This is a genomic window from Bacillus sp. CCNWLW194, assembly GCF_037120585.1.
GTDB lineage: Bacteria > Bacillota > Bacilli > Bacillales > Bacillaceae_G > Bacillus_A > Bacillus_A basilensis.
On sequence record NZ_JBBBBL010000009.1, the window covers coordinates 126519 to 151845 of the forward strand.

Genomic DNA, 25327 nt, shown 5'->3' on the forward strand with positions numbered 1-25327 from the left:
GGAACTTTAACCATTCGCAAATAGCTGGATAAAGAAAAGACCTGACATTCTAGTCAGGTCTTTTTCTCTTATTATTTTACGCCTACTGCTTCATAAGCTTTCGCTACAGCTTGTACAGCTTTAGAATCTTTACCATATAAATCTTCAGCTGATTGAAGAGCAGCTTGACGCATCATCTTAAAGTCAGAGTTTGCAGTTAAATATTTCGTAAGAGCACGGTAATAAATTTTTTCTGTCGCTTCACGGCCTACTCCAGTTACTTTCACGCCGTAATGCTCTCCGCCATCAGATACTAAATAGGCAGCTTTATTGTTAATACTACTGTTAATATGAACGCCGCCATTATCAGCTGTTCCAGTGTAGCGTTTATTGTAATGATCTGGGTAACCTTCACCTGGTTTTAATGGATTTGGAATAGATGCTGGATCTTTCAGAGAACGAAGTGCATCACCAGGTTTTCCAGGTGTATAAATATCAGCACCTAAATCCCAGCTCTTCTTCTCAACCATGACACCCATAATATCAGATAACGATTCATTTAACGCACCTGACTCATTTTTATAAACAAGATTTGCTGTATGTTCCGTTACAGCATGCGTTAATTCGTGACCGATAACATCTAGTCCAGCAGATAATGGAATAAATGTTGTACCATCGCCATCACCATACATCATCTGAATACCGTTCCAGGCTGCGTTATTCCAGTTTTCACCTACGTGAACAGAGGAAATAAGTTTCGCACCTTTATCATCGAAAGAGTTACGGTTAAATGTCTTTTTGTAGTAATCATATACTTTTCCTGCATTTACATGCGCATCAACCGCTGCTTTGTCATCAAAGAATTTATTTTTACTTTCTACTTCTAGACCTGTATATCCAAACCATTGCGAGAATATGTTAAATAAATTTTCATCCATATTATCTGCATCAAATGTATGAACACCTTGTCCTCGTTTCCCATCAAATAAGTTGAATGCTCCTGTTTTCTCATCTTGAGCAATTTCAAATGATTGTCTAGCTCCTAGTACTCCGTAACCAAATCCTGTAATGTGATCTACAGCATTATATTTCTCAATCACATTTCCATTCGTTGCATCAACAAAATAATGCCAATATCCTGGAGCTGGCTTTGAAATCGACGCTTTCACTAAATATGCAAGATAGTAATTTCCATCTTTTTCATACACATATAAATCTTTTTTCACACCGTCATAATTCTTTACTTTACCAATTTCTTTCTCAATGCCTGCCTTTGCAATCGTTTCTGCTTGTTCCGCACTAATGCTTGCAAACGTAGGAATATTTTTATCCTCTAAATTCGGAATAACTTGTCCGAAGAATGCTTTTACATTATTCTCTTTATCAAGTGTAACAGTTTGATCTGAACCATACACAGGAATGTTATTATGTTTCTCAACTAACTTCACGTGTGTTGTGCCAGATTCAGCATCTTTTTCTTCCCCAACGACATTGAAATGTTTATCAATATTTCCTGCTAATTTAAACATATCTTTCTTACTCTCTAAATATTGAAAGACTGTCTCTTTTTTATCTAGTCCTTCCGGTGCTTTCCATTCTTCACCTATGTATGCAGGCGTTTTAAATTCTTGATGATATTGAATTTTTTGTTCTTCCGCTTTCGTTGTCGTTGCTCCAAATGTTCCAAATCCCCCGGCGATAACAGTTAAGGCTAATGCTGATGAAATGACTTGCTTTTTCACTATAACATTCCCCATTCCCTAAAGATTTTTGACACTTTTATACAATTCTTATTTTTTAAGCTAATACCTTTTTTCAAAATTTGAGAAAGTTTTTTCTGACAATTCCACTCAAAAAAAAGAGGACATCCTATTAGGTGTCCTCTTTTCTATAAACGTTTTATTATTTTTTCAATTCAATTGCTAAATAGTGTGATTGTTCTTTCGCTGCAATATAAATATCTTCTTCTACTGCTTCTGCCGCATCACGCATAACAAGTGTCTCACCATTTATTACACTACTTCCTTCAATTTGAACAAGGTACAATTGACGACCTTCTTTCACAGGAAAATGAATTTCTTTTCCAGCTTCTAACGATAAAGAATATAAATTCGCATCTTGGTGAATTTGAATTGATGCCTCTCCTTCTAATGGAGATACCATATGGAACCACTCGTTTTCACGCTTACTCCAATCAAATTTAAACTCACCATAGTTTGGCTTATGATCTGCACGGTCTGGTAAAATCCAAATTTGTAATAAACGCAATGTCTCATTTCCTAAATTATGCTCACTATGAAATACACCTGTGCCAGCACTCATATATTGAACATGCCCACGCTCAATTGTTCCGCGGTTCCCCATGCTATCTTCATGTGTTAAAGCACCATCTACAACGTACGAAATGATTTCCATATCGCGGTGTGGATGCATATCAAAACCAGTTTGTGCCGCTACTAAATCATCATTAATAACACGTAATGCTCCAAAGCTCATGTTATTTGAATTATAGTAATTAGCAAAGGAAAAATGAAAATGTGTATTTAACCAACCGTGATTCGCTCTTCCCATATTTTTATGATCAACTTTTCTAAACATATCCTTCACCTCATATTATCTCGAATTCAAGATTTATTTTAAAAATTTTTTCACTGTAATTTTTTTAGTAATTGTAATAATTGATTTTGTTCTTCTATATTTAAATTATGAAACTGCTCCGCTTGGAACGTTTCTTGAGGCGGGACAATTTCCTCATATAAAGCTCTTCCCTTTTCTGTTAATGAAATATATTTCGTAGTACCTTCTTGTTCACGACGAATCCACTCCATTTGCTCCATTTTATTTAAAAGCTGAGTGATATTTCCTTTCGTAACAAATAGCTTATTTCCAAGCTCTTGCTGTGTTAAACGATCATGCCCTCCAACTTGAGCTAGTACATCAAACTGAGCAGCAGATACATTCCATTTTTTCAAATGCTGATTCGTCTCACGAATACTTTTGTTATAAAAACGTGATAAACGAAACCATAATAATAATCCGAGCCTATCTTCAGTTTTCATTCTATCACCTCGCTCGTTTCATACCATTAGTTTAGAACTAAACTTTATAAAAGTCAATTACTTATTTTTAGTAAGAAACAAGGAAAGCACAGCGCTATTTCTCCACTATGCTTTACATTAACTTTCTATTTTTATATTCATCGAATTTCCTCTCCGCGAACTTCCTCGCATCTTTTTCAATCCATCTCTCTTCGTACACTTCACTTCCCACATACAACACTTCCCTCTTATGCTGCATAGCATGGCGAAATTCATGCAGTAGTGTTTTGAGCACTTGCTCATACTCTTCCCACATACAAACAAAAATTAATTGTTTTTCTTTATGATAAAAACCGCCTATTGGGAATAGAAACTCTTCCTCTTCTTCCCCTAACGATAGAAGTACATGATTCGCATCACACGTATCACAAAAAATAACTGGCGTTTTACATACTTCAATAAGTGAAAACAAATCATCTCTCAGCCTTTTGACATCCCAAGGAAGCTCCGAATCCAACACATACCAATTCTCCACCTGTTGATATACATTTTGAAACTGGAGTTCCATTTTTCTATAATCCCCTTTCCAAACTCCCTTTTCTTATATGTATGCCACAATATGGTAAATATTAAACGTATTCTTTCATCCTTGAAAAATGCCAATAAAAAAAGGGATCTATGTCGACATAGATCTCTTTTTCATAAATATCTTGTACTTTGATGTTTAAAAATTTAGCTCTTCTTCATATCCCACTTAAAGATTTTATTTAAAAATTTATATACATTCTTTGACTCTTTCGTCAGAAGTGGACCTAAGATGGATAGTATAAGCACGTATAGCGCTGAGAATGGTTTCAGTACTGACATTAAACCACCGGCGATACCGATATTGGCCATAATGATGGAGAATTCTCCCCTTGAAACGATTGTTAATCCAATATTTGTTGATGCTTTATGAGATAATCCAGCTTGTCGCCCTGCAATCATCCCAGCTACAAAGTTTCCGATGATTGTAAGAAGGACAGCACCTAACGTTAACCATATCGCTCCGCCTAATGAAAACGGATCAATACTTAATCCGAAACTGAAGAAGAAAATAGCTCCGAAAAAGTCTCTAAATGGAACAACGAGATGTTCAATTCTGTCACTATGCTCTGTCTCAGAGAAAACTAATCCTAAAAGAAGTGCTCCAATTGCTTCGGCAACGTGAATTGTTTCTGAAAAACCAGCAATGAAGAACAGTGAAGCAAATACTACAATAATAAAGATCTCATCTGAGCTAATATTGAGCAATTTATTTAATAACGGCGTCGCCTTTCTAGCTACAATAAAGAATAGAAGCATGTATCCTAAAGCAATTCCAATTGAAGTAAGAGCACCTAAGAAGGAAGCATGATCCCCTAGAACTAAACCAGAAACAACTGATAAATATACAGCAAGGAATATATCTTCAAACATAATAATTCCTAAAATTAATTCGGTCTCATTATTACCAGTTCTTCTTAAATCCACTAATACCTTTGCAACGATAGCACTAGAAGAAATCGTAATAATACCCGCAATAATTAAGATTTCTAGTAAAGGGAATCCCATTATAAATCCGTATAATAATCCAAGTGAAAAGTTAATTAAAATATAAATCGTTCCGCCAATCGCAATAGAACGTCCAGATTTAATTAGTTTTTTCATCGAAAACTCTAACCCTAGATAGAACAGAAGAAACAGAACGCCAATCCGTCCAAGGAAGGAAATTACATTTGCACTTTCAATAAACTTGAAATCGATCACACCTATTGTCGGCGCATGCGGCCCCACTAACATCCCAAGAACAATTAGAAACGGAATTACTGAGAATTTAAACTTTCCAGCAATTACTGCCGCAATTGCAACTAATACTAACGCTGTACCAACTTCAAAAATTAAAGTATCCATCTAGTCAGTCCCCCTATTCGAAAGTAACTCATTAATAATTTTTTTAATTTCTTCTCTCTCACCAGAAACTACAAGCATATCGCCTTCTTCAATTAACGTTTCTGGCCCTGGATTAAATAGCTTTTTCATATTCTTCTTCATAACTGCAATGATCGTTACGCTATAGTTTTTTCTTATTTCAAGATCACCAATTGTTTTTCCGATTGCTGGAGCTACATTCTCTACTTTAAACCACTCAATTGCTAAACCTTCAAAGACCATTTCAACATTTTCTAATGCTCTAGGCTTATACACCATTCCACCTAATATTGCTGCAATTTGTCTTGCCTCTGAGTCGCGTAATGAAATACTTGAGATACTTTCTTCATGGTCTGAATCAAAATGATACATTTCTCTACGCCCATCATCATGAATGACAATTACCATCTTTTCGTTACCTTTCGTAACGATTTGAAATTTGTAACCAATACCCGGAAGTTCACTTTCTCTAATATTCATATTTAGCTCCTCCACAACTTTTTATATTTGAATTTTCTGTTTTTCTGTCTTTTGTTCATCCAATCAACTTTAGAAATTCTAACCATTCAGGATACCTGTGATTTGGAAATCTTTTATTGTAATAATAAGTGGCTCCTAAAAAGATACTTAAAGATGTAATGATAAAAAATATATTACTTCTCATTTTTAAACTCTTAAGGCTTACTTTCAATAAAGTTTCTTCTTTCAAATTATCCCCTCTTTCTCGCTTTACATTTAGTTTTTTAAAATGTAAATAATTCTAAAAATATTATGATGTAACATAATCATAACACAAAATACATTTAAGTAACATAATTTTTTAGAAAAATTGATTCTCGTATATTTTTTGCATATAATTTTCTTATTACGAAAAAAAGGAAGTGTATTATATGGTTGATATCTTTAGCAGATTCCTTGAGGTAACGAATAATATTTTATGGTCATATATTCTTATTGCAATGCTAATCGGCTTCGGTCTTTATTTCTCTTTTAAATTGAAGTTTGTCCAAATTACTCATTTTGGTGAGATGGTCGGTTTAATTAGTAAAGGGTTTAATCGAAAAGAAAAAAAGAAAGATAGCATCTCTCCATTCCAAGCATTTTGCCTAAGTGCAGCAGCACGTATCGGTATCGGGAACTTAGCTGGTGTAGCACTAGCCATTTCAATGGGTGGACCTGGCGCAATATTTTGGATGTGGTTTATCGCTATCCTTGGAGCAGCTACTAGTTTCGTAGAATGTACGCTCGCGCAAATTTATAAAGTAAAAGATGGAAGCAGATTCCGTGGTGGTCCAGCATATTACATGGAAAAAGGATTAAATAAACGCTGGATGGGTGTTTGGTTTTCACTTCTTATTACAGTTGCGTACGGATTAATTTTCAATTCTGTACAAGCAAACACAGTAACAATAGCATTTGAAAATGCTTTTGGACTAGAGCGAACGATCGTAGGGGCTCTATTGGCTTTATTAGTTGCAGTTATTATATTCGGTGGTATCAAGAGCATTTCACGTATTACAGAAATGATTGTTCCTCCAATGGCAATTATTTATATTGGTGTGGCAATTTTTGTTGTTATTAACAACTTCACTATGTTACCAAGCATTTTCACAGAAATATTTAACAGCGCATTTGGTTTAGACCAAGCCGTCGCTGGTGGTATTGGAGCAGCAATCAAGTTCGGAATTCAGCGCGGTTTATTCGCGACAGAAGCAGGTATGGGTAGCTCTCCTAACGCAGCAGCAACATCAGATGTATCTCACCCTGTAAAACAAGGACTTGTTCAAGCATTAGGTGTTTTCGTAGATACATTCTTAGTATGTACATCAACAGCGTTCATCGTATTATGTTCTGGACTTTACAAAGGATCGAATTTAGAAGGTATTGAATTAACACAACAAGCACTAAGTTCACAAATCGGACCGTGGGCAAGCACTTTCTTAGCGATTATTATTTTCCTATTCGCGTTCAGCTCTTTACTAGGAAACTACTATTATGGTGAAACGAATATCGCATTCATTAAAGAAAACAAAACATGGTTAATGATTTATCGCGTTGCAGTTGTCGGAATGGTATTCTTCGGATCAATCGCTGCCCTTAAAACAGTTTGGAGTTTAGCTGATTTATTCATGGGACTAATGGTATTCACAAACTTAATTGCCATCTCATTCCTAAGCAAGTTCGCCTACGCAGCATTAGTAGACTATATTAAGCAAAAGAAACAAGGAAAAGACCCTGTTTTCATTGCAAGTTCTATCCCTGGCTTACAGAATACAGAGTGCTGGGATGGACAGGATGTAGAAGAAAAACAGAAGGCTGTATAATAATTAATAGCAGTAGCTATCTATCAAACAAAATCCCTATTACTTCACAGTAATAGGGATTTTTATTTACAACAGTTCATAATTTGTTCAAATTAATTCCAGCAAAAGGGTTGATTTATACGAATTACTAGATTATAATAATTATAAATTAGTAATTGATATCACATAACAACTCAAAAGGAGATTGATCATAATGAACAAACAAGTAATCGAAGTATTAAACAAACAAGTAGCAGACTGGAGCGTTTTATTCACAAAACTACACAACTTCCATTGGTACGTAAAAGGACCTCAATTCTTCACATTACACGAGAAATTCGAAGAACTTTACACAGAATCAGCTACTCACATCGACGAAATTGCAGAACGTATTTTAGCAATTGGTGGTAAACCAGTAGCAACAATGAAAGAATACCTAGAAATATCTTCTATTCAAGAAGCAGCTTACGGAGAAACTGCAGAAGGGATGGTCGAAGCAATCATGAAAGACTACCAAATGATGCTAGTCGAACTGAAAAAAGGCATGGAAATCGCTCAAGACTCTGACGACGAAATGACATCTGACCTACTATTAGGTATCTACACAGAACTAGAAAAACACGCTTGGATGCTACGTGCGTTCTTGAATCAATAATAGATTTTAAAGCGGAAGCGGCTCGTTCAGAGTCGCTTTTTTCTATGGATTGGTCACGCATGCTGTGCTGGTACATGAAATTTATATCGGCGATTTTCTAACTATATCGGCGATTTCATCAAATTTATCAGCGATTTTCTAATTATATCGGCGATTTCGGCAAATTTATCAGCGATTTTTCCAATATATCGACTTACCAACAAATCACGACAATATTAGCACTCTCCTACCCCTACTTTTATCAATATATTACAATCTCTTTTATGTTAAAATATAGGAAACACCCTTTAGCAAAATAGATCCAAAAAAGCTTTTCCATATTCATCATTTACTACTTAAATGGCGGGAGTGGTTCAGTTGAAAGACTACTTAATTAGAGCATTTTTTGCGTTAATAACAGTTGGGATTGTCTTACTTATAGCTAATATTTTCAATATACGTATCGAGGTTAAAGACTATGCTTTCCTCGTTGTCGTAGCAATTGGTGGCGGCTGGGGTGGCTGGTACCTGTATAAAAAACAAAGTAATCAAAATGATAAAGGCATTCCAAAGTAATACGGAATGCCTTCTTTTTATTGCCGTCTATAATAAATAATAAAATTCAAACCGCTAATACAACCAATCGCAATACACATATTAAAACTCTGTACATCTCCGGCTAGATTATACTCATCAACAGTCAACTACCCTCACTACGATAAAGCCTTTCAGTGGGAGCTTGAGTTCGAACGCTAGGTCTTTTCGTCTATCGCTAGACAGTTTGACGCTCTAGCATTCATGCCACCCTATGGTAACACCCCAAGTATGTTTTTGGTTGGTACTGGCAACGAACAATTATTTTCCCACTTGCACCACCCTTTCGAAAAAGAGCAGTTCTTCCTTTTGGAAGAAACCACCACTCAGATGAATCCGGCGTGTGCTACAAGCCCCGACAAGTCGAGTACACATGGATGGTTGACGCACCCACTAAGCTATGCGCGAAACAACAGCCTTACGTTTTTGTACTTCTAATAGAAGCGGCGTTTTCACTCTAAGATTGTCATCCCATTCTATAACTCTTGATTTTTGCAATGTATTCAGCGCACCATTAATATCCGCATGAATACATGTTCCTGCTTTACTTTGGTACAGACCACGCGTGATTCGTTTGCCACTAAAGCGATACTGCGTCCTATCATCCTTAGACCAAACGGGAACCGGATCTTTATCAAGAAAACTAGCTTTTGAAGTATAGCTTTCTTCTTGTTTCAAAAAACGGATGCCTTCTTTTACACATTTATTCTCAATTGCTGCAATCAGTTTATGAAATGGGATTTGCACAAATGTTTGATTACTCTTTTTCCCCATATCAGATTTTTGTTTCCAACCCGTGTTATACCCTACAACAATCGTATCTATATCGAATTCTTTCACTTTTTTGAACAACAAGCCTACCGTTTGAGAAATGTAACCATTGATTTGTTTTTCTCGTTTATGCCAAATTGCAGCCATTTGATTCGTTACAACACGTTTAGAAATTCCATTCTCCATATTTTTCTGTTGCAGATTACGTATCGTTTTGTTGAAGTATTGGTTAATGGATTTTAATTTTTTTCCATCAATTAAGAACGTATCACCTGTATTCGTTGCGCAACTTACTAATCTATCTACACCTAAATCGCAACTCAAAGCGTTACTAGTAGTCGTGGATTGTTTCTTCATTTGAGAAACGTGCATGTCATATGTGTAATGCACCTCAAAGAACCGACCTTTTTGCTTCGGTACAATCTCAATATAGGAGATTTTTTTATTTCTTAAGTTTTTAGGCATACGTATTTGAATAGAACCAAATTTTTTTCTGAATGCAACATTCATCGGAATGATCCAATATCCGTTCTCATCCACTTTTGGTACTTGATAGATTTCAATAATTCGTTTGTCAGTTGAACGAGAATAATTTGGAAACTTCGGACGACCTGTGAATTTCTCAGGATTTTTCTTCCACTGTTCCAACGCCTTAAAAAAGCTCTTCACTTCTGTAAATAAGGCTCTTCGAATCGCTTGAACAGAGTTTGATTGAACACCCCAGTAGTTCATATCAGCTTGCATGGCAGTGTCCACTTCTTTTACAGTAGCTATTTTGTTATTGTTCAAGTAACTTTGTTTAATCGTGTACAATCCAACATTTCGTAACGCTTTTGAACTATGCGACATGCGTTGCAATAAACGAAATTCTTTAGCTGTGAGGCAAGCTCGTCCGATATTCTGTTTCTGCGTGAATCGTTGTATGTTTTCTCTTTTCTTTTGTTTACGTAATACTTTCACCGCTTTCTTTCTAGCCATTGTTTTCACCACCTTTCTTAGAGAGTTCATTACAATTATTTCTTTCCTAAAATCGTTTTTTCTTAGGAAAGAAATAATTTTGTAACTGTTAATTACTTTTGACAAATCAATATTTAGAACGGAACAAAATGTGAACATGGTCTTCATCATAATTCCTTTTGGTTCAAGCAACCAAATGATTATGATTATCATTATTCAATTTCGTTTTCCTACGATATATTACCTCCTTATCTAGGGCAGATTATATAGTAAGACAAAAGAAACCAAATTGTTTCGTCTACCTGTTGACAGCAATTCATCTCCACCTGAATTGTTAGGTTTCACCCGTAACACAAATCAGATGGAGTCTTCTTGCCGAAAAGGATAAAATGACATGTGTTTCCAAAAATCTCTATACAATTGTATTATGATAGTTGCTTCCACTTCGTTCCTAAAACAGGACGCTCGTAATTTTGTATCTTATGAATGAGTGCATCTGCCGTCTCAGCTGAAACGATTAACTCTCTATTCGATGGATTCATAAACCCTTCTTCTGCTGCACGTTCAACCATTTGCAGAATTGGTCCGTAGAAATCTTTTATGTTCAATAAACCAACTGGCTTACTATGTATACCAATTTGTGACCAACATACAACTTCAAATAGCTCTTCAAAGGTTCCATATCCGCCTGGCAGTGCAATAAAAGCATCCGCAAGCTCTGCCATTTTCGCTTTACGTTCATGCATCGTTTCCACTTCAATTAATTCTGTTAATCCTGTATGAACAATTTCTCCTCGGAATAGTCCGCGCGGCATAACACCTGTCACACGACCACCTAAGCGAAGTACTTCGTTTGCTACTTCTCCCATTAATCCGACGCATGAACCTCCATATACAAGCTCATAGTCGTTCTCAACAAACATTTTACCTAATTCAATTGCCTGCTCTTTGAACTCTGGTCTCTCCCCTAAATTTGAACCTGCAAACACACAAATCTTTCTCATTCCTACACCCCGAAACTATATATTGTTATGATACAATTGTCATTGTACAACATATTGAGGAGATGAGGAAGAAATGGATATCGTCGCATTTGAAAGATGGGTTGAGGAATTTTATGAAAAACGAAGCTGGTCACAGTATAATTCCTTTATTCGCTTAAATTTCTTAACAGAGGAAGTTGGGGAAGTTTCACGCGTTGTTCGCGCTATTGAAATCGGTCGTGATCGTCCTGATGAAGACGCAAAAACAGAAGAAGAACTAAAACAAGAACTAAAAGAAGAACTTGGTGATGTACTATCTAATCTTATTATTCTTTCACAAAAATATGATTTGGATTTACAAGACATTATGGATGCACACGTCACAAAGCTTTCGAAAAGGTTTGAAACATCTAAATGAGAACATTATCAATTATGATATAATATTCTTGTCACAATACTAAGGGGGATTTTATGTTATCTAAAAAATTGCACGACGCACTAAACGATCAAATGAATTTTGAGTTTTACTCTGCCCACGCTTATATGGCAATGGCTGCTTACTGTACGGCAGAGAGCTATGATGGATTCGCTAACTTTTTCCTTGTACAAGCTGAAGAAGAGCGTTTCCACGCAATGAAGCTTTATAACTACATTAATGACCGCGGTGAGCGCGCTATTGTTACTGGATTTGATAATCCTAACAACGAATACGAATCTGTATTAAATGCTTTTGAAGTTGCACTTGAGCACGAGCGTGAAGTAACGAAACGCATTTATCACTTATCTGATATCGCTTGGGATGAGCGTGAACATGCAACAATTACATTCTTAAAATGGTTCGTTGACGAGCAAGTTGAAGAAGAAGCTTCATTTGATAGCATCATCCAAAAATTAAAACGTATTACAAGCGATTCAAACGCACTATTTATGCTAGATGCTGAATTAGAGAAACGTACATTTACGCCTCCAGCTGAGTAGTATTTCAATCACCTTAATGAATATATTAAGGTGATTTTTTATTTCTTCTCTAAGCTGAATAACCCTCGCCACATCCTTCTTATAAAGCCCTGAAACCTTTTCAACAAAGTCACTATGAGTAAAAGTCCCATCGCCTTCTTCTACTATGCTCAAATATCCATGTATCAATTTTAAAAATGCTCTAGCATCTTCTCCAGTTAATTGATCAATGTTCTCTATAATCTCATCAAACTCCCTTACACTATCCGCTTCTTTCACCCTAATTCCCCCTCTCTATATTATTTATCATACTAAAATAAAAAAAGTCGTTCATCCCTCTAAGCGAGAGATAAACGACTTCTTTACTATTTTATTAAAGCATAACCCCAACGATAATCGCTGATAATATACTTACTAACGTGGCACCGTATACAAGTTTTAGTCCGAATGATGATACAACGTTTGCTTGTTTACCATCGATACTCTTCGTTGCACCTGCGATAATTCCGATAGATGAGAAGTTCGCAAATGATACAAGGAAAATTGATAAAATACCTACTGTACGAGTTGATAAGTCGCCAGCTACTTTTCCTAAATCAAGCATCGCAACAAATTCGTTTGTTACTAATTTCGTTGCCATAATTTGTCCTGCTGCCAGCATCTCTGATGTTGGAATACCCATTACGAATGCTAATGGTGAGAAGACATATCCTAAAATACTTTGGAATGTGATTCCGAAAATTGAATCGAATACACCGTTAATTGCTGTAATTAATGCTACGAAACCGATTAGCATCGCCGCTACTGTTACAGCGATAGAGAAACCAAGCATAATATATTCGCCTAACATTTCAAAGAATGTTTGCTTCTTATCTTCTTGCAATTCTAAAATATCGTCTTCTTCTTTTACTTCATATGGATTAATGATATGAACGATAATGAATCCACTGAATAAGTTTAAGACAAGTGCTGTTACTACATATTTTGGATCAATCATTTTCATATAAGAACCAACGATTGACATCGATACTGTTGACATTGAAGATGCACAAAGTGTGTATAAACGATTTTTCGGTAATTTGCTTAGTTGATCTTTTACTGTAATGAATACTTCCCCTTGACCAACAATTGCAGCTGCTACCGCATTATATGATTCTAGTTTTCCTAAACCGTTAATTTTACTTAATAGGAAACCGACTGCACGAATGATAATCGGTAAAACTTTAATATGTTGTAAGATCCCAATTAGTACTGCTAAGAAAATAATTGGTAATAATACTGTTAAGAAGAATGGTGCTTGTCCATCATTTGCTAGACCACCAAATACGAAATTAACCCCTGCTTCCGCAAATTTTAAAATAGCGCCAAACCCATCTGCAATCCCTTTTACTAATACAAATCCGACCTTTGTATTTAGTAAGAAATACGCAAGCACCAATTGAATGACAAGCATAAGTGCAATTGGTTTATATTTAATTTTCTTACGATCTGAACTGATAAGGAACCCTAGTACAAATACTACAAGTAAACCGACTAGAAACATTACTATTTTCATATGTGAATCCTCCACTTCTCCCACGAGTTATTGGTCGTATAACGTATAACGAATGACGTCTGACCATTGATGTTAAAAAATTTAAAACCCCTAAATACTATTCAACTGTTATCTAAAATCAGTAAGCGTTTACATAAATTACAATTTATAAAAGGTAGCCTCTTCTCTCCTACCATATTTGAAAGTCTGAAATTGATACCACCTACAAATCAAATTGTAAGCGTTATCTAGACGAAATGCAATATAAATTTTAAAAGATTTTCATATGTTAATATATTCCTAATTAATTGGTTTTTTCATGCAAATTTACCATAAAAAAAATAGCCCTAGCTATGAGCTAGGGCCACCTTTTTATAGCATAACACCAACGATAATCGCTGATAGAATACTTACTAATGTCGCACCGTACACAAGGCGTAGACCGAATGATGATACAACATTTGATTGATTTTCATCGATACCTTTCGTTGCACCTGCGATAATTCCAATTGATGAGAAGTTCGCAAATGATACAAGGAATACAGAAAGGATACCAACTGTACGAGCTGATAAATCGCCAGCTACTTTTCCAAGATCAAGCATTGCAACAAACTCGTTTGATACTAATTTTGTTGCCATAATTTGTCCCGCTGTTACCATCTCTGCTTGTGGGATACCCATTACGAATGCTAATGGTGAGAAAATATATCCTAAAATAGCTTGGAATGTAATACCGAACATTGAATCAAACAAGCTATTGATTGCTGTAATTAATGCCACGAAACCAAGTAACATCGCTGCTACTGTAATCGCGATTGTGAAACCAAGCATAATATATTCACTTAACATTTCAAAGAATGACTGTTTTTTCTTATTTTCTAATTTCAGTGTATCTTCTTCTTCTGTAATATCGTACGGGTTAATAATATGAATAATAATGAAACCACTAAATAAATTTAATACAAGTGCTGTTACTACATATTTTGGTTCGATCATTTTCATGTAAGAACCGACGATTGACATTGATACTGTCGACATGGAAGATGCACATAATGTATATAAACGATGTTTTGGGATTTTACTTAATTGATCTTTTACTGTAATAAATACTTCTGCTTGCCCAACAATGGCAGCTGCTACTGCATTATATGATTCTAATTTTCCTAGACCATTTACTTTACTTAACAAAGTACCAATAGCGCGAATAAATATCGGTAAAATTTTAAAGTGTTGCAGAATTCCAATTAAAACGGCAAAGAATACGATTGGTAATAATGCTGTTAAGAAGAATGAAACCTCTCCTTTATTAACAAGGCCACCAAATACGAAAACGATTCCAGCTTCCGCATATCCAAGAAGCGCGCCAAATCCATCTGAAATTCCTTTTACTAAAATATAACCAACTTGTGTATTTAATAAGAAATAAGATAACGCTAGCTGAATAACAAGCATAATTGCGATTGGTTTGTACTTAATCTTCTTTCGATCGGCACTTATAAGAAAACCGAGTACAAATACAACGAGTAATCCTACAAGAAACATAACAAACTTCATTAATAAAATCCTCCATTTAACTCTTCATTAACGTTGAACGTCTGACCACTCAAAATAAGAAATAATCCGAACTTTCCATTTCTCCTCCAAAAGCTACAATCGGATAGGAAAGATCATAAAACCTCTTGTTTCAAAGGCATTTCCCATTCTAACATAAATCACAACTCATATCCGCACTTTTCTTAAAAAAATTACATTTTATTATAAAACATTCAAGAATGTTCGTCTTTTGCATTATAAAGTGAAGCTTTAATGAGCGGGAATTTTACTTCTCACAAATAGCTGGATAAAACAAAAAATGAGCATCAAGTTTCACTTGATGCTCACCTCATTATACCGCTTTTTCTTTATCTGCTACTTGCTCTTCCCAGCACTCTGTATTTTTCAGGCCTGGAATAGAATTTGCGTAGAAGACCGGATCTTTTCCTTGTTTCTTCTGCTTAATATAATCTGATAACGCTGCAAAAGCGTACTTAGAAAGGAATACGATCGCTACTAAGTTAATAACAGCCATAATCCCCATAAATAAATCTGCTAAATCCCAAACGATTTGAATTGTTGCTACAGACCCTAACATAACCATACCAAGTACAGCAATGCGGTATGCATTTAATAGCACTTTACTTCCATTTAAGAACTCAATATTTGTTTCACCATAGTAGTAGTTACCTACTAATGAACTGAATGCAAATAAGAAGATTGCCACCGCTACAAATACAGAAGCCCATGGGCCGATATGCTGACTTAACGCTTGTTGCGTTAATTGAATACCATTTAGATCAGCTGCATTATGCACATCTGATAAAAGAATAATAAATGCTGTACAACTACAAATTAATAATGTATCTGTAAATACCCCTAAAGTTTGAATGAAACCTTGTTTAACTGGGTGCGTTACGTTTGCAGTCGCAGCTGCGTTCGGCGCACTACCCATACCTGCTTCATTTGAGAATAATCCACGTTTTACCCCTAATAAAATCGCAGCTCCTAATCCTCCGCCTACTACTTCTTTAATTCCGAAAGCATGTAAGAAAATTTCTTTAAATACATACGGAATTGCCGTAATATTTGTTACAACAACGAATAATGCCACAGCTACATAAATAATCGCCATTACTGGAACGATCATCTCAACCGCACGAGCAATTCGTTTTACTCCGCCGAAAATAATAACTGCAAGTAAACCAGCCATTACAAGACCTACTAATCTACTATCTGTTTTGAATGCACCATCAAAAGCAGCTGCTACAGTATTAGATTGTACAGCGTTAAAAATTAATCCGAAACTTACTGTTATTAATACAGAGAAAATAGCTCCAAGCCATCGTTTATTTAATCCCTTTTCCATATAATACGCTGGACCACCACGGAACGCATTCCCATCTTTTACTTTATAAATTTGCGCTAATGTGCTCTCTACAAATGCAGAAGCACCCCCAATTACCGCAATTAACCACATCCAAAATACCGCTCCTGGTCCACCTGCTGAAATTGCGATAGCTACACCAGCTAAGTTACCAGTACCTACACGAGAAGCTGTACTCATACAAAATGCTTGGAATGATGATACGCCGCTCTTCTCTTTTTGCGCTTTTCTCGTTTTTGAGCTTGCCCCATCCCCAAGCAAACGAATCATTTCACCGAAGTAACGAACTTGGACAAATTTCACACGAAATGAAAAGTAGAGCCCTAACCCAATTAACATCGCAATAATGACATATGACCAAAGGACATTATTTATATCCCCAATTACCTTAGCTAAAAAATCCATAATTGTATTGCCCCCTCTTCCTAACAATAAGAAAATTATATTCTAAAAACTTTTAGTAATCAAGAATTTTCGACAAATTCATGTTATATTTTATAACATGACGGCGTTACATCATATGACATGAGGCTTTTTTCATAAAATAAAACTATACTCAGCTAGCGCATTTCCCTAATACCCAACCACATATTTTCGACAAATCACAGAAAAAAAGACCAAACAAAAAGAGCATCGAATTCATCTCGATGCTCTTTTTTATTACACTGCTTTTTCTTTATCTGTTACCGCTGACTTATCCCAACACTCTGTATTCGTTAAACCAGGAATAGAATCTGCACTGAAGACCGGATCTTTTCCTTGTTTCTTTTGCCTTACATAGTCTGCCAAAGCAGCATATGCAAATCGCCCAAGAAGTGTAATCGCAATTAAGTTTGTAATTACCATTAGACCCATAAATAAATCTGCCATATTCCATACGACTTGAAGCGTCGCAATAGAACCGAATAACACCATTCCAACTACCGCAATACGGTAAATCGTTAACCAAGTTTTACTTTGTTTAATGAATTCAATATTCGTTTCACCATAATAGTAATTTCCTAAAAGTGAACTGAATGCAAATAAGAAAATAATAATCGCTAAGAAACTGCTCGCCCATGGGCCAATTTGTGAACTTAATGCATTTTGCGTTAATTCAATACCTTCTAAATTCGTTGCTTTATATGCACCAGAACATAGTACGATAAATGCTGTTGATGTACATACTAAGAATGTATCTACTAAAACACCAATCGTTTGAATAAAACCTTGTTTCGCTGGATGCGTTACATCAGCTGTTGCTGCCGCGTTCGGCGCACTACCCATACCTGCTTCGTTCGCGAATAATCCACGCTGAATACCATATTTCATTGCAGCACCGATACCGCCACCTACAGCTGAATCTAAACCGAATGCACCTTTAAAGATTTCTGTAAACACATCTGGTATTAAATAGAAGTTCTTAATGACAACAAAAATAGCGACCGCAATATAAATAAGCGCCATTGGTGGAACAATCATTTCCGACATACGTGCGATACTTTTTACACCACCAAAAATAATAACCGCAACTAATGCAGCTAATGCAATCCCAACAATATAACGCTCAATACCAAAAGCATTTTTAAATGCTAATGTAACTGTATTTGCTTGTACTGAGTTAAAAATTAAACCATAACTAATTGTAATAAGGATAGAGAACCAAATTCCCATCCAACGTTTATTTAAACCTTTTTCCATATAATAAGCAGGACCACCACGGAAGCCACTGCCATCTTTTATTTTATAAATTTGTGCAAGCGTACTTTCTACGAAACTTGAAGAAGCTCCGATAATCGCAATAACCCACATCCAAAATACTGCGCCAGGTCCTCCCATAGAAATAGCTAACGCTACACCAGCTAAATTACCGATACCAATACGAGCTGCTGAACTCATACAGAACGCTTGGAAAGAAGATACACTACCTTTTTTACGCGTCTTTCCAGTTAATCCATCACTCATTAGTCGAACCATTTCCCCTAAATGAGTAATTTGTACGAATTTCAATTTAATAGAAAAATAAAGACCTAAACCAATTAACATTGCAATAAGAATATATGACCAAAGAATTGTATTCGTTGATGAAATAAATTGCTCTAAAATATTCATACAATTAACCCCTCCTTTTCTCCATAAAACGAATTATATTTAAAAAACATTTAAAAATCAACATTTTTCGACAATTTGCAATTTCCAAATATTAGCCAGGCTCGAAGTAACAATATCTTTATGACTCTCCTCCCTCTAACTGTGCATACTAAAACAAAAAATAAATCTACAAACTACCCCATTGACAAAAATACCAACCTGTAACTATAATGATTACAACAGGTTGTAACAAACCTAATTACAATACATTCATTTACTTTCAGATATACACTTTAACAAAACACTTTGGAGGGATTTATTATGAAAATCGGAATTATCGGAGCAACTGGTAAAGCAGGAAGTCGCATTTTAAAAGAAGCATTAGATCGCGGACATGAAGTAACTGCAATCGTAAGAAATGCTGCAAAAATTACAGAAGAAAATGTAAAAGTTTTAGAGAAAGATGTATTCACTCTTACATCTAACGATCTACAAGCATTCGATGTAGTTGTAAATGCATTCGGTGCTCCAGCAGGACAAGAACACCTTCACGTAGATGCAGGAAACGTACTAATTGAAGCTATGAAGGGTGCACCAAATACAAAATTACTTGTAGTTGGCGGCGCTGGAAGCTTATTTGTAGACGAAGAGAAAACAACACGTGTATTTGAGACACCAGGTTTCCCAGGCGAATACCTTGCAACAGCTCAAAACCAAGGTAAAAACTTAGAAATCTTGCAACAAACAAACGATATTACTTGGACATTCATCAGCCCTTCTGCACTATTTGCATTAGGAAAACGCACAGGCTCTTATACAGCTGGAAAAGACAATCTGCTTGTTAACGCAAAAGGTGATAGCTACGTAAGTTACGAAGACTTCGCAGTAGCAGCACTTGATGAAATTGAAAATCCAAAACACGTAAACGAACGCTTCACAGTTGTTTCTGAAGCTGAATAATAAAAAAGCTCGTAAAACGTTATGTTTTACGAGCTTTTTTATTATTATATTTGCTCTAAACCATTCGGAGTAATCTTGAAGGAAATTTCTTCAAACTTTTTCTTATCTCCTTTTCCAACGAACTCACTATTTTTGTACCAGCTTAAACGATCTGATTCGGCATGATACACTTTTACTACATCTCCATACTCGAACATCATACCATTTACTTGTTCTGCAAAATTCTTTGAAGTCTCTTGCCCTTCTGCTATTACATGCTTTTTCTCATTATTATTTTGATCATATAACGTAATTCCCATATATAATTCATTGTTAAAGTAACTATGAATTTGTTCATTTGTAGACGTTACATGTAATTTCTTATCATCATAATTTAACGTTACAATAGAACGAACAACATTACTAAGCCCTTGGTATACAATGCTGTCTCCATACGTTACTTCTACTGGCACTTCCGTCACTTTCTTATTTCCAAAGCGATCTTTCGTTTCTACCTTTACTTTTTGTTCACCGATTTTTGTCGTATCCAGATTTTCTACAAAACCGATTACTTCTCCATCTTTCACTTGAACAAATTTTTGTGCTTCTAATTTATCAGCGTTTGTTCCAATTACTACTTTTTGCGGTACAGCTGTTACTTCTTGTTGAGACTCCACTCTCTCGAAACCTTGCTCTGTCACTTTAAAGATTACTTCATGAACACCATACTGCGCATTCACTAATTCATTCTTTTTATACACTTTAAACCTATCAAACTCTTTTTGATATACCTTTACCATATCCCCATATTCAAAAGCCATTCCGTTGAATTGTTCTGCGAATCCTTTTGTGTTTTCAGATCCCTTTACTGATACTTCTTTCTTTTCTTTTCCATCTTTATCGTATACAGTCATTCCCATATATTTTTGTTCTTTAAATGATGTATGCGCCGAACCTTCTGCACCCGTTGTATTAAATTTCTTTTCTTCATGATTTAATGTTACAACTGACTTTATATTACTTCCGCCATAACTTGTACCAAAGAACATAATACTATCTCCGTAAATCACTTCCATTGGTACTTCCGTCACTTTCTTATTTCCAAAACGATCTTTCGTTTCTACTTTTACTTTTTGTTCACCAATTTTTGTTGTATTCGGTTTTTCCACAAAATCAATTACTTCTCCGTTTTTCACTTGAACGAAGTCTTTTACATTTAATTTTTCAGTGTCTGTTCCGATTACTACTTTTTGTGGTACTGCCGTTACTTCTTGCTGAGCTCCCATTCTCTCAAAGCCCTTTTCGGTTACCTTAAAGAGTAATTCTTTTTCTACTTTCGCCTTTCCTTGACCGATAAACTCATTATTTTGATACCAATTCAAGCGATCTGATTCTGCGTGATATACTTTAACAACGTCACCATACGCAAACTCTAATCCATTAATCGTTTTTGCGAATTCTTCCGCATTTTCAACGCCTTTTACAGTTACTTTCTTTTTTTCTTTTCCATTTGAACCTAGTAACGCGAATTCAAAATACGTATCTTCTTTAAAATAAGAATGCACTTGATTTGAATTAGCCATCGCACTAAACTTTTTCTGATCATGTTGCAGCGTTACAATTGATTTAACATCACCATCATCTATGTAATTAAGCCCTTTAAATACTAAGCTATCACCATAACTAACATTTGCTACAACCGGAATTAAATTCTTATTACCTTTTTCATCTATAATTTCTACTTTTACAGTTTTTTCTCCAACTTCAGGCTTACCTTGTATAATCACACCTGTTGTTTTTACATCTTTGCCTAAATTCTGTACAAGTTCTTTTGCTTTTTTCTCATCATATGTAGTACCGATTACTACATTTTGTATTTTTTCATTATTTGGCTCGCCATATGGAACTTCATATAACTCAGTTTGTTTTTCACGAATTGGATTGCTATCTGTAGATAACCATATTTCTTTTTCTAATTTTGGTAAATTTAATTTTTCAATCTTTTCTCTCGTAGCATCATTTGCAAATAATCCCCATTTATCAAAGAAAGGAATTAAATTTTGTCCTGCCACTTTTGACGTCATATAAATAAACATCTGCTTTTTCTCTTCATCAGATTTAGGCAGTTCTGTATCATGTAACAAACGATACATTTGATGTAAATTCGGATAGAATTGATCCCCATAAGCTAAATGTAACTGCCAAAACATAACTAATTTCTCAAATACATCCATCTTTTCTTGTGCATCCGGTTTACCTAAATAAGCAAATGCAGCTTCATAGCGCCCCTCTTGCTCTAACCTTGTTTTATGCCCAAATGTAGTTTGAACTGCCAAAGAATAAATATTAACGGTTACTTCTCCAAGTCCATCCCATAACCAAGTATTCTGTTGATGTTGATGTCCCACTTCATGCCAAGGCCCCCATCCATCATTAGTTAACTCTTCTAGATTTAGTACTGGACCTAAATTCCCTTTACTATAAGCTGTTCGATAATAAGTCGCATACATATAATTGTCCGTATACCAGTCTTCAACAAAATGAATGGAATGTTTACCTTGATTCGCAACACCCACACCATCTTTTGATAAACCTGATATCTTATGTTCTATATTAATTATTTCATCGTGTTTCTTTAATAACGCAGCTGGATCTTCTTGTTTTAAATGCCCCGCTACAGTCTCAGGATGCATAGTTGATAAACTATTTTCTCCCTTCATTTCTATTGCATATGGATCAGGATTCTCTGCCAACATACGTTTCCAATCTTTTGTCGTATGCTTTCCTAAAATAAATAAAGGATTTGTTGTACCACCTTTTTTCACTTTAGCGACTAATTCTCCTGTGTTGTGATAATTATAAAAGTATAATAGTCCCCCATTTGAAGAAGAAATTTTATTCTCACCAGGATTTAAATTGAATTGTTTAGGTTCTTCTTTTTCATAAGAATATGTACCAATATAAGCTTTAATCTGTTGAGTCCCTTCTACTTGAATAACTACTTCTTCACCTGGCTTTACATAAATGCCCGTTGGTTCATAAGGAGAAAAACTCATTCGACGCTGATGCAACTCACGCATCTCTTCTACATTACCTTTTGGCAGCAATTGATACACTCGCTCTTCTTGCTGCTTCTCCTTATCTTCAATCGTCATCTCTGCATACACCTTAGGTACTTCAAGTCCATATGGCGTTAATAACGTAGCTAAACAAACACCAGCCACTAATACCCTACTCGTCTTTTTCTTCGACATAATCTGTGTCCCCTGTTCCTTTATTTAGAAAAACCAACATATATTCATTTAATAAGAAATCCTATTATTTTTATAAAAAAATTTAATGAATAGACTAACACCTCGCGCACCTGTATCTATTACTACTGCATTTCCCTCCATGTATTCGCTTTCTTACATTGTAAAATTTTTATGTAATATGCCCTCCTCACTTCTCTCTATTTGTGATGAGTTCTCTTCGTACATAAAAAGAGAATAGTAAAAGATATAATTTAGTATTGTCATCTATACATCCGAAAATAAAAATAGTAATATAAACTTACATTTTCTTCATATATGACCATCTATAGGTAGTTTTTCCAACTGAATTGTACACGCTTTACACTTTGTTTGATAGACTTTCCAATTAGAATAATGTTACAATTTCGTGAATTTAATCTATTGATTGTAACGTTTAGATTTTATTATATTTTGTTATTTCCAAATAATTTTCCCAACATAAAAACAGTTTTTTATCTAGTTAATAATTATCTTGATATAATTTTAAATTTCATATATAAAAAGCATTGGTTAATACCAATGCTTTCATCCTTACCTTTTATATTGATTCGGTTTATGCGGTTCATTTGGAGTATGTGGTTTATTATTATCATGACCATTTCCTTTTTTCCAACTCACTGATAACTCCGGACTTGTTTCTTCTTCACTACGCTCAAGTAATACAACTGCATTTTGAATTGTCGGTGTACCTTTATGTGCAATCCCTTGTAGCTTCGTTAATTTCCCGATTACTTTAAAGCTAAATCCACCAGCTGGTGTTTGTTTCGGAATTAAAATGCGGAACTTTTCTCCTACATTAAATTCTGTTTTTGCTTCGCCTTTTTCATTTACAAATTTCGCTCCTGCTGGTGCACCTATTGCTTGCACTTTATACGTCCCGCTTTTTGCATTTGTTTCTACTGTATATAAACCTGTTTCAAAGAAATCATTTTTCAATACTGCTTGTTGTTCTTCCAATGGTACGACACTCATCGTAATTTCTTGTAATTCTTCACTAGCGCTTGCTTTTGCAACGATATCTTTCGTTACCTTTTCTACATTTTTATTACGGAAATCTAAATCATTAATATCGATTTGTTTTAACGCATCCCATACCGCAAGCTGCGTTGCGTAATGCGCTTCTCTCCAATCAGAAACACCTAATTCTTGTGGACTCTTTTGTGGATATCCATTCAATAGTACACGGTACACATTAATATCCACTTTACCCATTTCCGGTAAATCTTGACCGCTCGGAGATTTCAAATCTACATTTAAGCAAAATGCAATTTTTCCATCTGCCGTTTTAATAAGTTCTGTTCGAATTGGCTTCTTCTTTGACTTACTATAACTCCAATCCATTTGATACTTTGTATGGTCCATAACTTCGGCAAATGCTTTTTGAAGTGGGAATAACACAAATAACACACTTAAAAACATAGCTAGAAGTTTGAACGATTGCTTTATATTCATGTTTACAGCCCCTTATAACAAACTTAATACTAAGTAGTATTTAATTAGAAAATATTTTTATGCACAAAAAAAGAGTGCATAAAAGCACTCTTTTTTCTTTCTTACTTTAATCTTAGAAATCGAAGTTATCAGGATCTGGACCAACGCGGTGATTTTGATTTAACGCATCGATTTTTTCCATATCTTCTTTCGTTAACTCAAAGTTAAATACATCAGCGTTTGCAATGATGCGGTGTTCTTTCGTTGATTTTGGAATTGTAATTACTCCATTTTGAAGATCCCAACGTAAAATAACTTGCGCTGTTGTTTTACCGTGTTTCTCAGCAATTGCTTGTAATGTTTCGTTATCTAATAATTGACCTTGCATTAATGGTGACCATGCTTCCATTTGAATACCTTGTTCTTTACAGAAAGCTTGTAATTCTTTTTGTGTCAAACGAGGGTGGTATTCTACTTGGTTAATCATTGGCTTGATTTCTGCATCTTTCATTACATCTTGTAAGTGATGGATTTGGAAGTTACTTACACCAATTGCACGTACGCGCTCTTCTTTATAAAGTGTTTCTAACGCTCTCCATGTATCTTTATATTTTCCTTCTACAGGCCAGTGAACAAGGAATAAATCTAAATAATCTAGTTCTAATTTCTTTAAACTCTCTTCGTATGCAGCAATTGTTTCTTCATATCCTTGATCTGCATTCCACACTTTTGAAGTGATGAATAAATCTTCTCTTGAAATACCAGTTGCTTCGATACCTGCACGGATTCCTTCACCTACAGCTTTTTCATTTCCGTAAATTGCAGCTGTATCGATACTGCGGTATCCTGCTTTAATCGCTGATTTTACAGCTTCTACAAGTTCTGGTCCTTCTTCTACTTTAAATACACCTAAACCGAACCAAGGCATTTCTACACCATTATTTAATACTACTTTACTTTGTAAGTTTTTCATT

The 25327-nt window shown here is 35.2% G+C and carries 21 protein-coding genes and 1 pseudogene; 6 read left to right on the forward strand and 16 right to left on the reverse strand.

Annotated elements, in window-relative coordinates; genetic code table 11:
• Positions 1 to 71: 71 nt before the first annotated feature.
• The 6 genes from nprB to V7S50_RS20735 all read right to left on the reverse strand — a co-directional run bounded on the left by nprB (position 72) and on the right by V7S50_RS20735 (position 5447).
• Positions 72 to 1721, reverse strand: a complete 1650-nt coding sequence (gene nprB / locus V7S50_RS20710) for a neutral protease NprB (protein ID WP_242254784.1) — start codon at positions 1719 to 1721, stop codon at positions 72 to 74.
• 160 nt (positions 1722 to 1881) lie between these two features.
• Positions 1882 to 2577 (reverse strand): pirin family protein, encoded by a 696-nt coding sequence (locus V7S50_RS20715; RefSeq protein ID WP_242254786.1) that lies wholly within the window; start codon positions 2575 to 2577, stop codon positions 1882 to 1884.
• A gap of 50 nt (positions 2578 to 2627) precedes the next feature.
• Positions 2628 to 3038: a MarR family winged helix-turn-helix transcriptional regulator gene (locus V7S50_RS20720; protein ID WP_048528236.1), complete on the reverse strand. Its 411-nt coding sequence runs from the start codon at positions 3036 to 3038 to the stop codon at positions 2628 to 2630.
• Positions 3039 to 3150: 112 nt separating this feature from the next.
• The gene (locus V7S50_RS20725) at positions 3151 to 3585 is read right to left on the reverse strand and encodes a DUF3920 family protein (RefSeq protein ID WP_063222179.1); all 435 of its coding nucleotides are present in this window, start codon (positions 3583 to 3585) and stop codon (positions 3151 to 3153) included.
• Between the two features lie 164 nt (positions 3586 to 3749).
• The gene (locus V7S50_RS20730) at positions 3750 to 4949 is read right to left on the reverse strand and encodes a cation:proton antiporter (RefSeq protein WP_242254788.1); all 1200 of its coding nucleotides are present in this window, start codon (positions 4947 to 4949) and stop codon (positions 3750 to 3752) included.
• Positions 4950 to 5447, reverse strand: coding sequence for a cation:proton antiporter regulatory subunit (locus tag V7S50_RS20735; protein ID WP_242254789.1), 498 nt, complete (start codon positions 5445 to 5447; stop codon positions 4950 to 4952).
• Between the two features lie 410 nt (positions 5448 to 5857).
• Here V7S50_RS20735 and V7S50_RS20740 point away from each other — a divergent pair, with 410 nt between their 5' ends.
• The 3 genes from V7S50_RS20740 to V7S50_RS20750 all read left to right on the forward strand — a co-directional run bounded on the left by V7S50_RS20740 (position 5858) and on the right by V7S50_RS20750 (position 8480).
• A complete protein-coding gene (locus V7S50_RS20740) occupies positions 5858 to 7291 on the forward strand; it encodes an alanine/glycine:cation symporter family protein (protein ID WP_242254791.1) in 1434 nt (477 codons plus the stop codon).
• A gap of 193 nt (positions 7292 to 7484) precedes the next feature.
• On the forward strand, positions 7485 to 7925 hold the full coding sequence (locus tag V7S50_RS20745) for a Dps family protein (protein WP_001041891.1): 441 nt from the start codon (positions 7485 to 7487) through the stop codon (positions 7923 to 7925).
• 357 nt (positions 7926 to 8282) lie between these two features.
• Positions 8283 to 8480, forward strand: coding sequence for a hypothetical protein (locus V7S50_RS20750; protein WP_000656322.1), 198 nt, complete (start codon positions 8283 to 8285; stop codon positions 8478 to 8480).
• A gap of 411 nt (positions 8481 to 8891) precedes the next feature.
• Here the strand turns inward: V7S50_RS20750 and V7S50_RS20755 are convergent, their stop codons facing one another.
• The gene (locus tag V7S50_RS20755; RefSeq protein ID WP_242254793.1) at positions 8892 to 10247 is read right to left on the reverse strand and encodes an RNA-guided endonuclease TnpB family protein; all 1356 of its coding nucleotides are present in this window, start codon (positions 10245 to 10247) and stop codon (positions 8892 to 8894) included.
• 404 nt (positions 10248 to 10651) lie between these two features.
• Complete coding sequence (locus V7S50_RS20760; RefSeq protein ID WP_242255017.1) at positions 10652 to 11215, reverse strand: TIGR00730 family Rossman fold protein; 564 nt, start codon at positions 11213 to 11215, stop codon at positions 10652 to 10654.
• Positions 11216 to 11303: 88 nt separating this feature from the next.
• On the opposite strand from V7S50_RS20760, the gene V7S50_RS20765 reads away from it, so the two are divergent.
• On the forward strand, positions 11304 to 11627 hold the full coding sequence (locus V7S50_RS20765) for a MazG nucleotide pyrophosphohydrolase domain-containing protein (RefSeq protein ID WP_063222185.1): 324 nt from the start codon (positions 11304 to 11306) through the stop codon (positions 11625 to 11627).
• 53 nt (positions 11628 to 11680) lie between these two features.
• Positions 11681 to 12187 (forward strand): ferritin, encoded by a 507-nt coding sequence (locus tag V7S50_RS20770; RefSeq protein WP_063222186.1) that lies wholly within the window; start codon positions 11681 to 11683, stop codon positions 12185 to 12187.
• Positions 12188 to 12223: 36 nt separating this feature from the next.
• On the opposite strand, the pseudogene V7S50_RS20775 reads toward V7S50_RS20770, so the two are convergent.
• From V7S50_RS20775 to V7S50_RS20795, 5 genes and pseudogenes are all read right to left on the reverse strand, one after another.
• Positions 12224 to 12445 (reverse strand): annotated as a pseudogene (locus tag V7S50_RS20775) (hypothetical protein); the annotation flags it as partial.
• Between the two features lie 94 nt (positions 12446 to 12539).
• A complete protein-coding gene (locus V7S50_RS20780) occupies positions 12540 to 13721 on the reverse strand; it encodes a NupC/NupG family nucleoside CNT transporter (protein ID WP_063222188.1) in 1182 nt (393 codons plus the stop codon).
• Between the two features lie 351 nt (positions 13722 to 14072).
• Positions 14073 to 15254, reverse strand: coding sequence for a NupC/NupG family nucleoside CNT transporter (locus V7S50_RS20785; protein WP_000673852.1), 1182 nt, complete (start codon positions 15252 to 15254; stop codon positions 14073 to 14075).
• Positions 15255 to 15585: 331 nt separating this feature from the next.
• Entirely contained in the window at positions 15586 to 17025 is a 1440-nt protein-coding gene (locus V7S50_RS20790; RefSeq protein ID WP_063222189.1) for an alanine/glycine:cation symporter family protein, read from the reverse strand.
• Positions 17026 to 17280: 255 nt separating this feature from the next.
• Positions 17281 to 18711: an alanine/glycine:cation symporter family protein gene (locus V7S50_RS20795; RefSeq protein WP_001022921.1), complete on the reverse strand. Its 1431-nt coding sequence runs from the start codon at positions 18709 to 18711 to the stop codon at positions 17281 to 17283.
• A gap of 300 nt (positions 18712 to 19011) precedes the next feature.
• Here V7S50_RS20795 and V7S50_RS20800 point away from each other — a divergent pair, with 300 nt between their 5' ends.
• On the forward strand, positions 19012 to 19650 hold the full coding sequence (locus tag V7S50_RS20800) for an NAD(P)-dependent oxidoreductase (protein ID WP_242254797.1): 639 nt from the start codon (positions 19012 to 19014) through the stop codon (positions 19648 to 19650).
• 44 nt (positions 19651 to 19694) lie between these two features.
• On the opposite strand, the gene V7S50_RS20805 is transcribed toward V7S50_RS20800, so the two are convergent.
• The 3 genes from V7S50_RS20805 to V7S50_RS20815 form a co-directional block, all read right to left on the reverse strand.
• Entirely contained in the window at positions 19695 to 22883 is a 3189-nt protein-coding gene (locus V7S50_RS20805; protein ID WP_242254799.1) for a M60 family metallopeptidase, read from the reverse strand.
• 570 nt (positions 22884 to 23453) lie between these two features.
• The gene (locus tag V7S50_RS20810; RefSeq protein WP_242254801.1) at positions 23454 to 24374 is read right to left on the reverse strand and encodes a thioester domain-containing protein; all 921 of its coding nucleotides are present in this window, start codon (positions 24372 to 24374) and stop codon (positions 23454 to 23456) included.
• Between the two features lie 112 nt (positions 24375 to 24486).
• Positions 24487 to 25326, reverse strand: a complete 840-nt coding sequence (locus V7S50_RS20815; protein WP_242254803.1) for an aldo/keto reductase — start codon at positions 25324 to 25326, stop codon at positions 24487 to 24489.
• Position 25327: the final 1 nt, after the last annotated feature.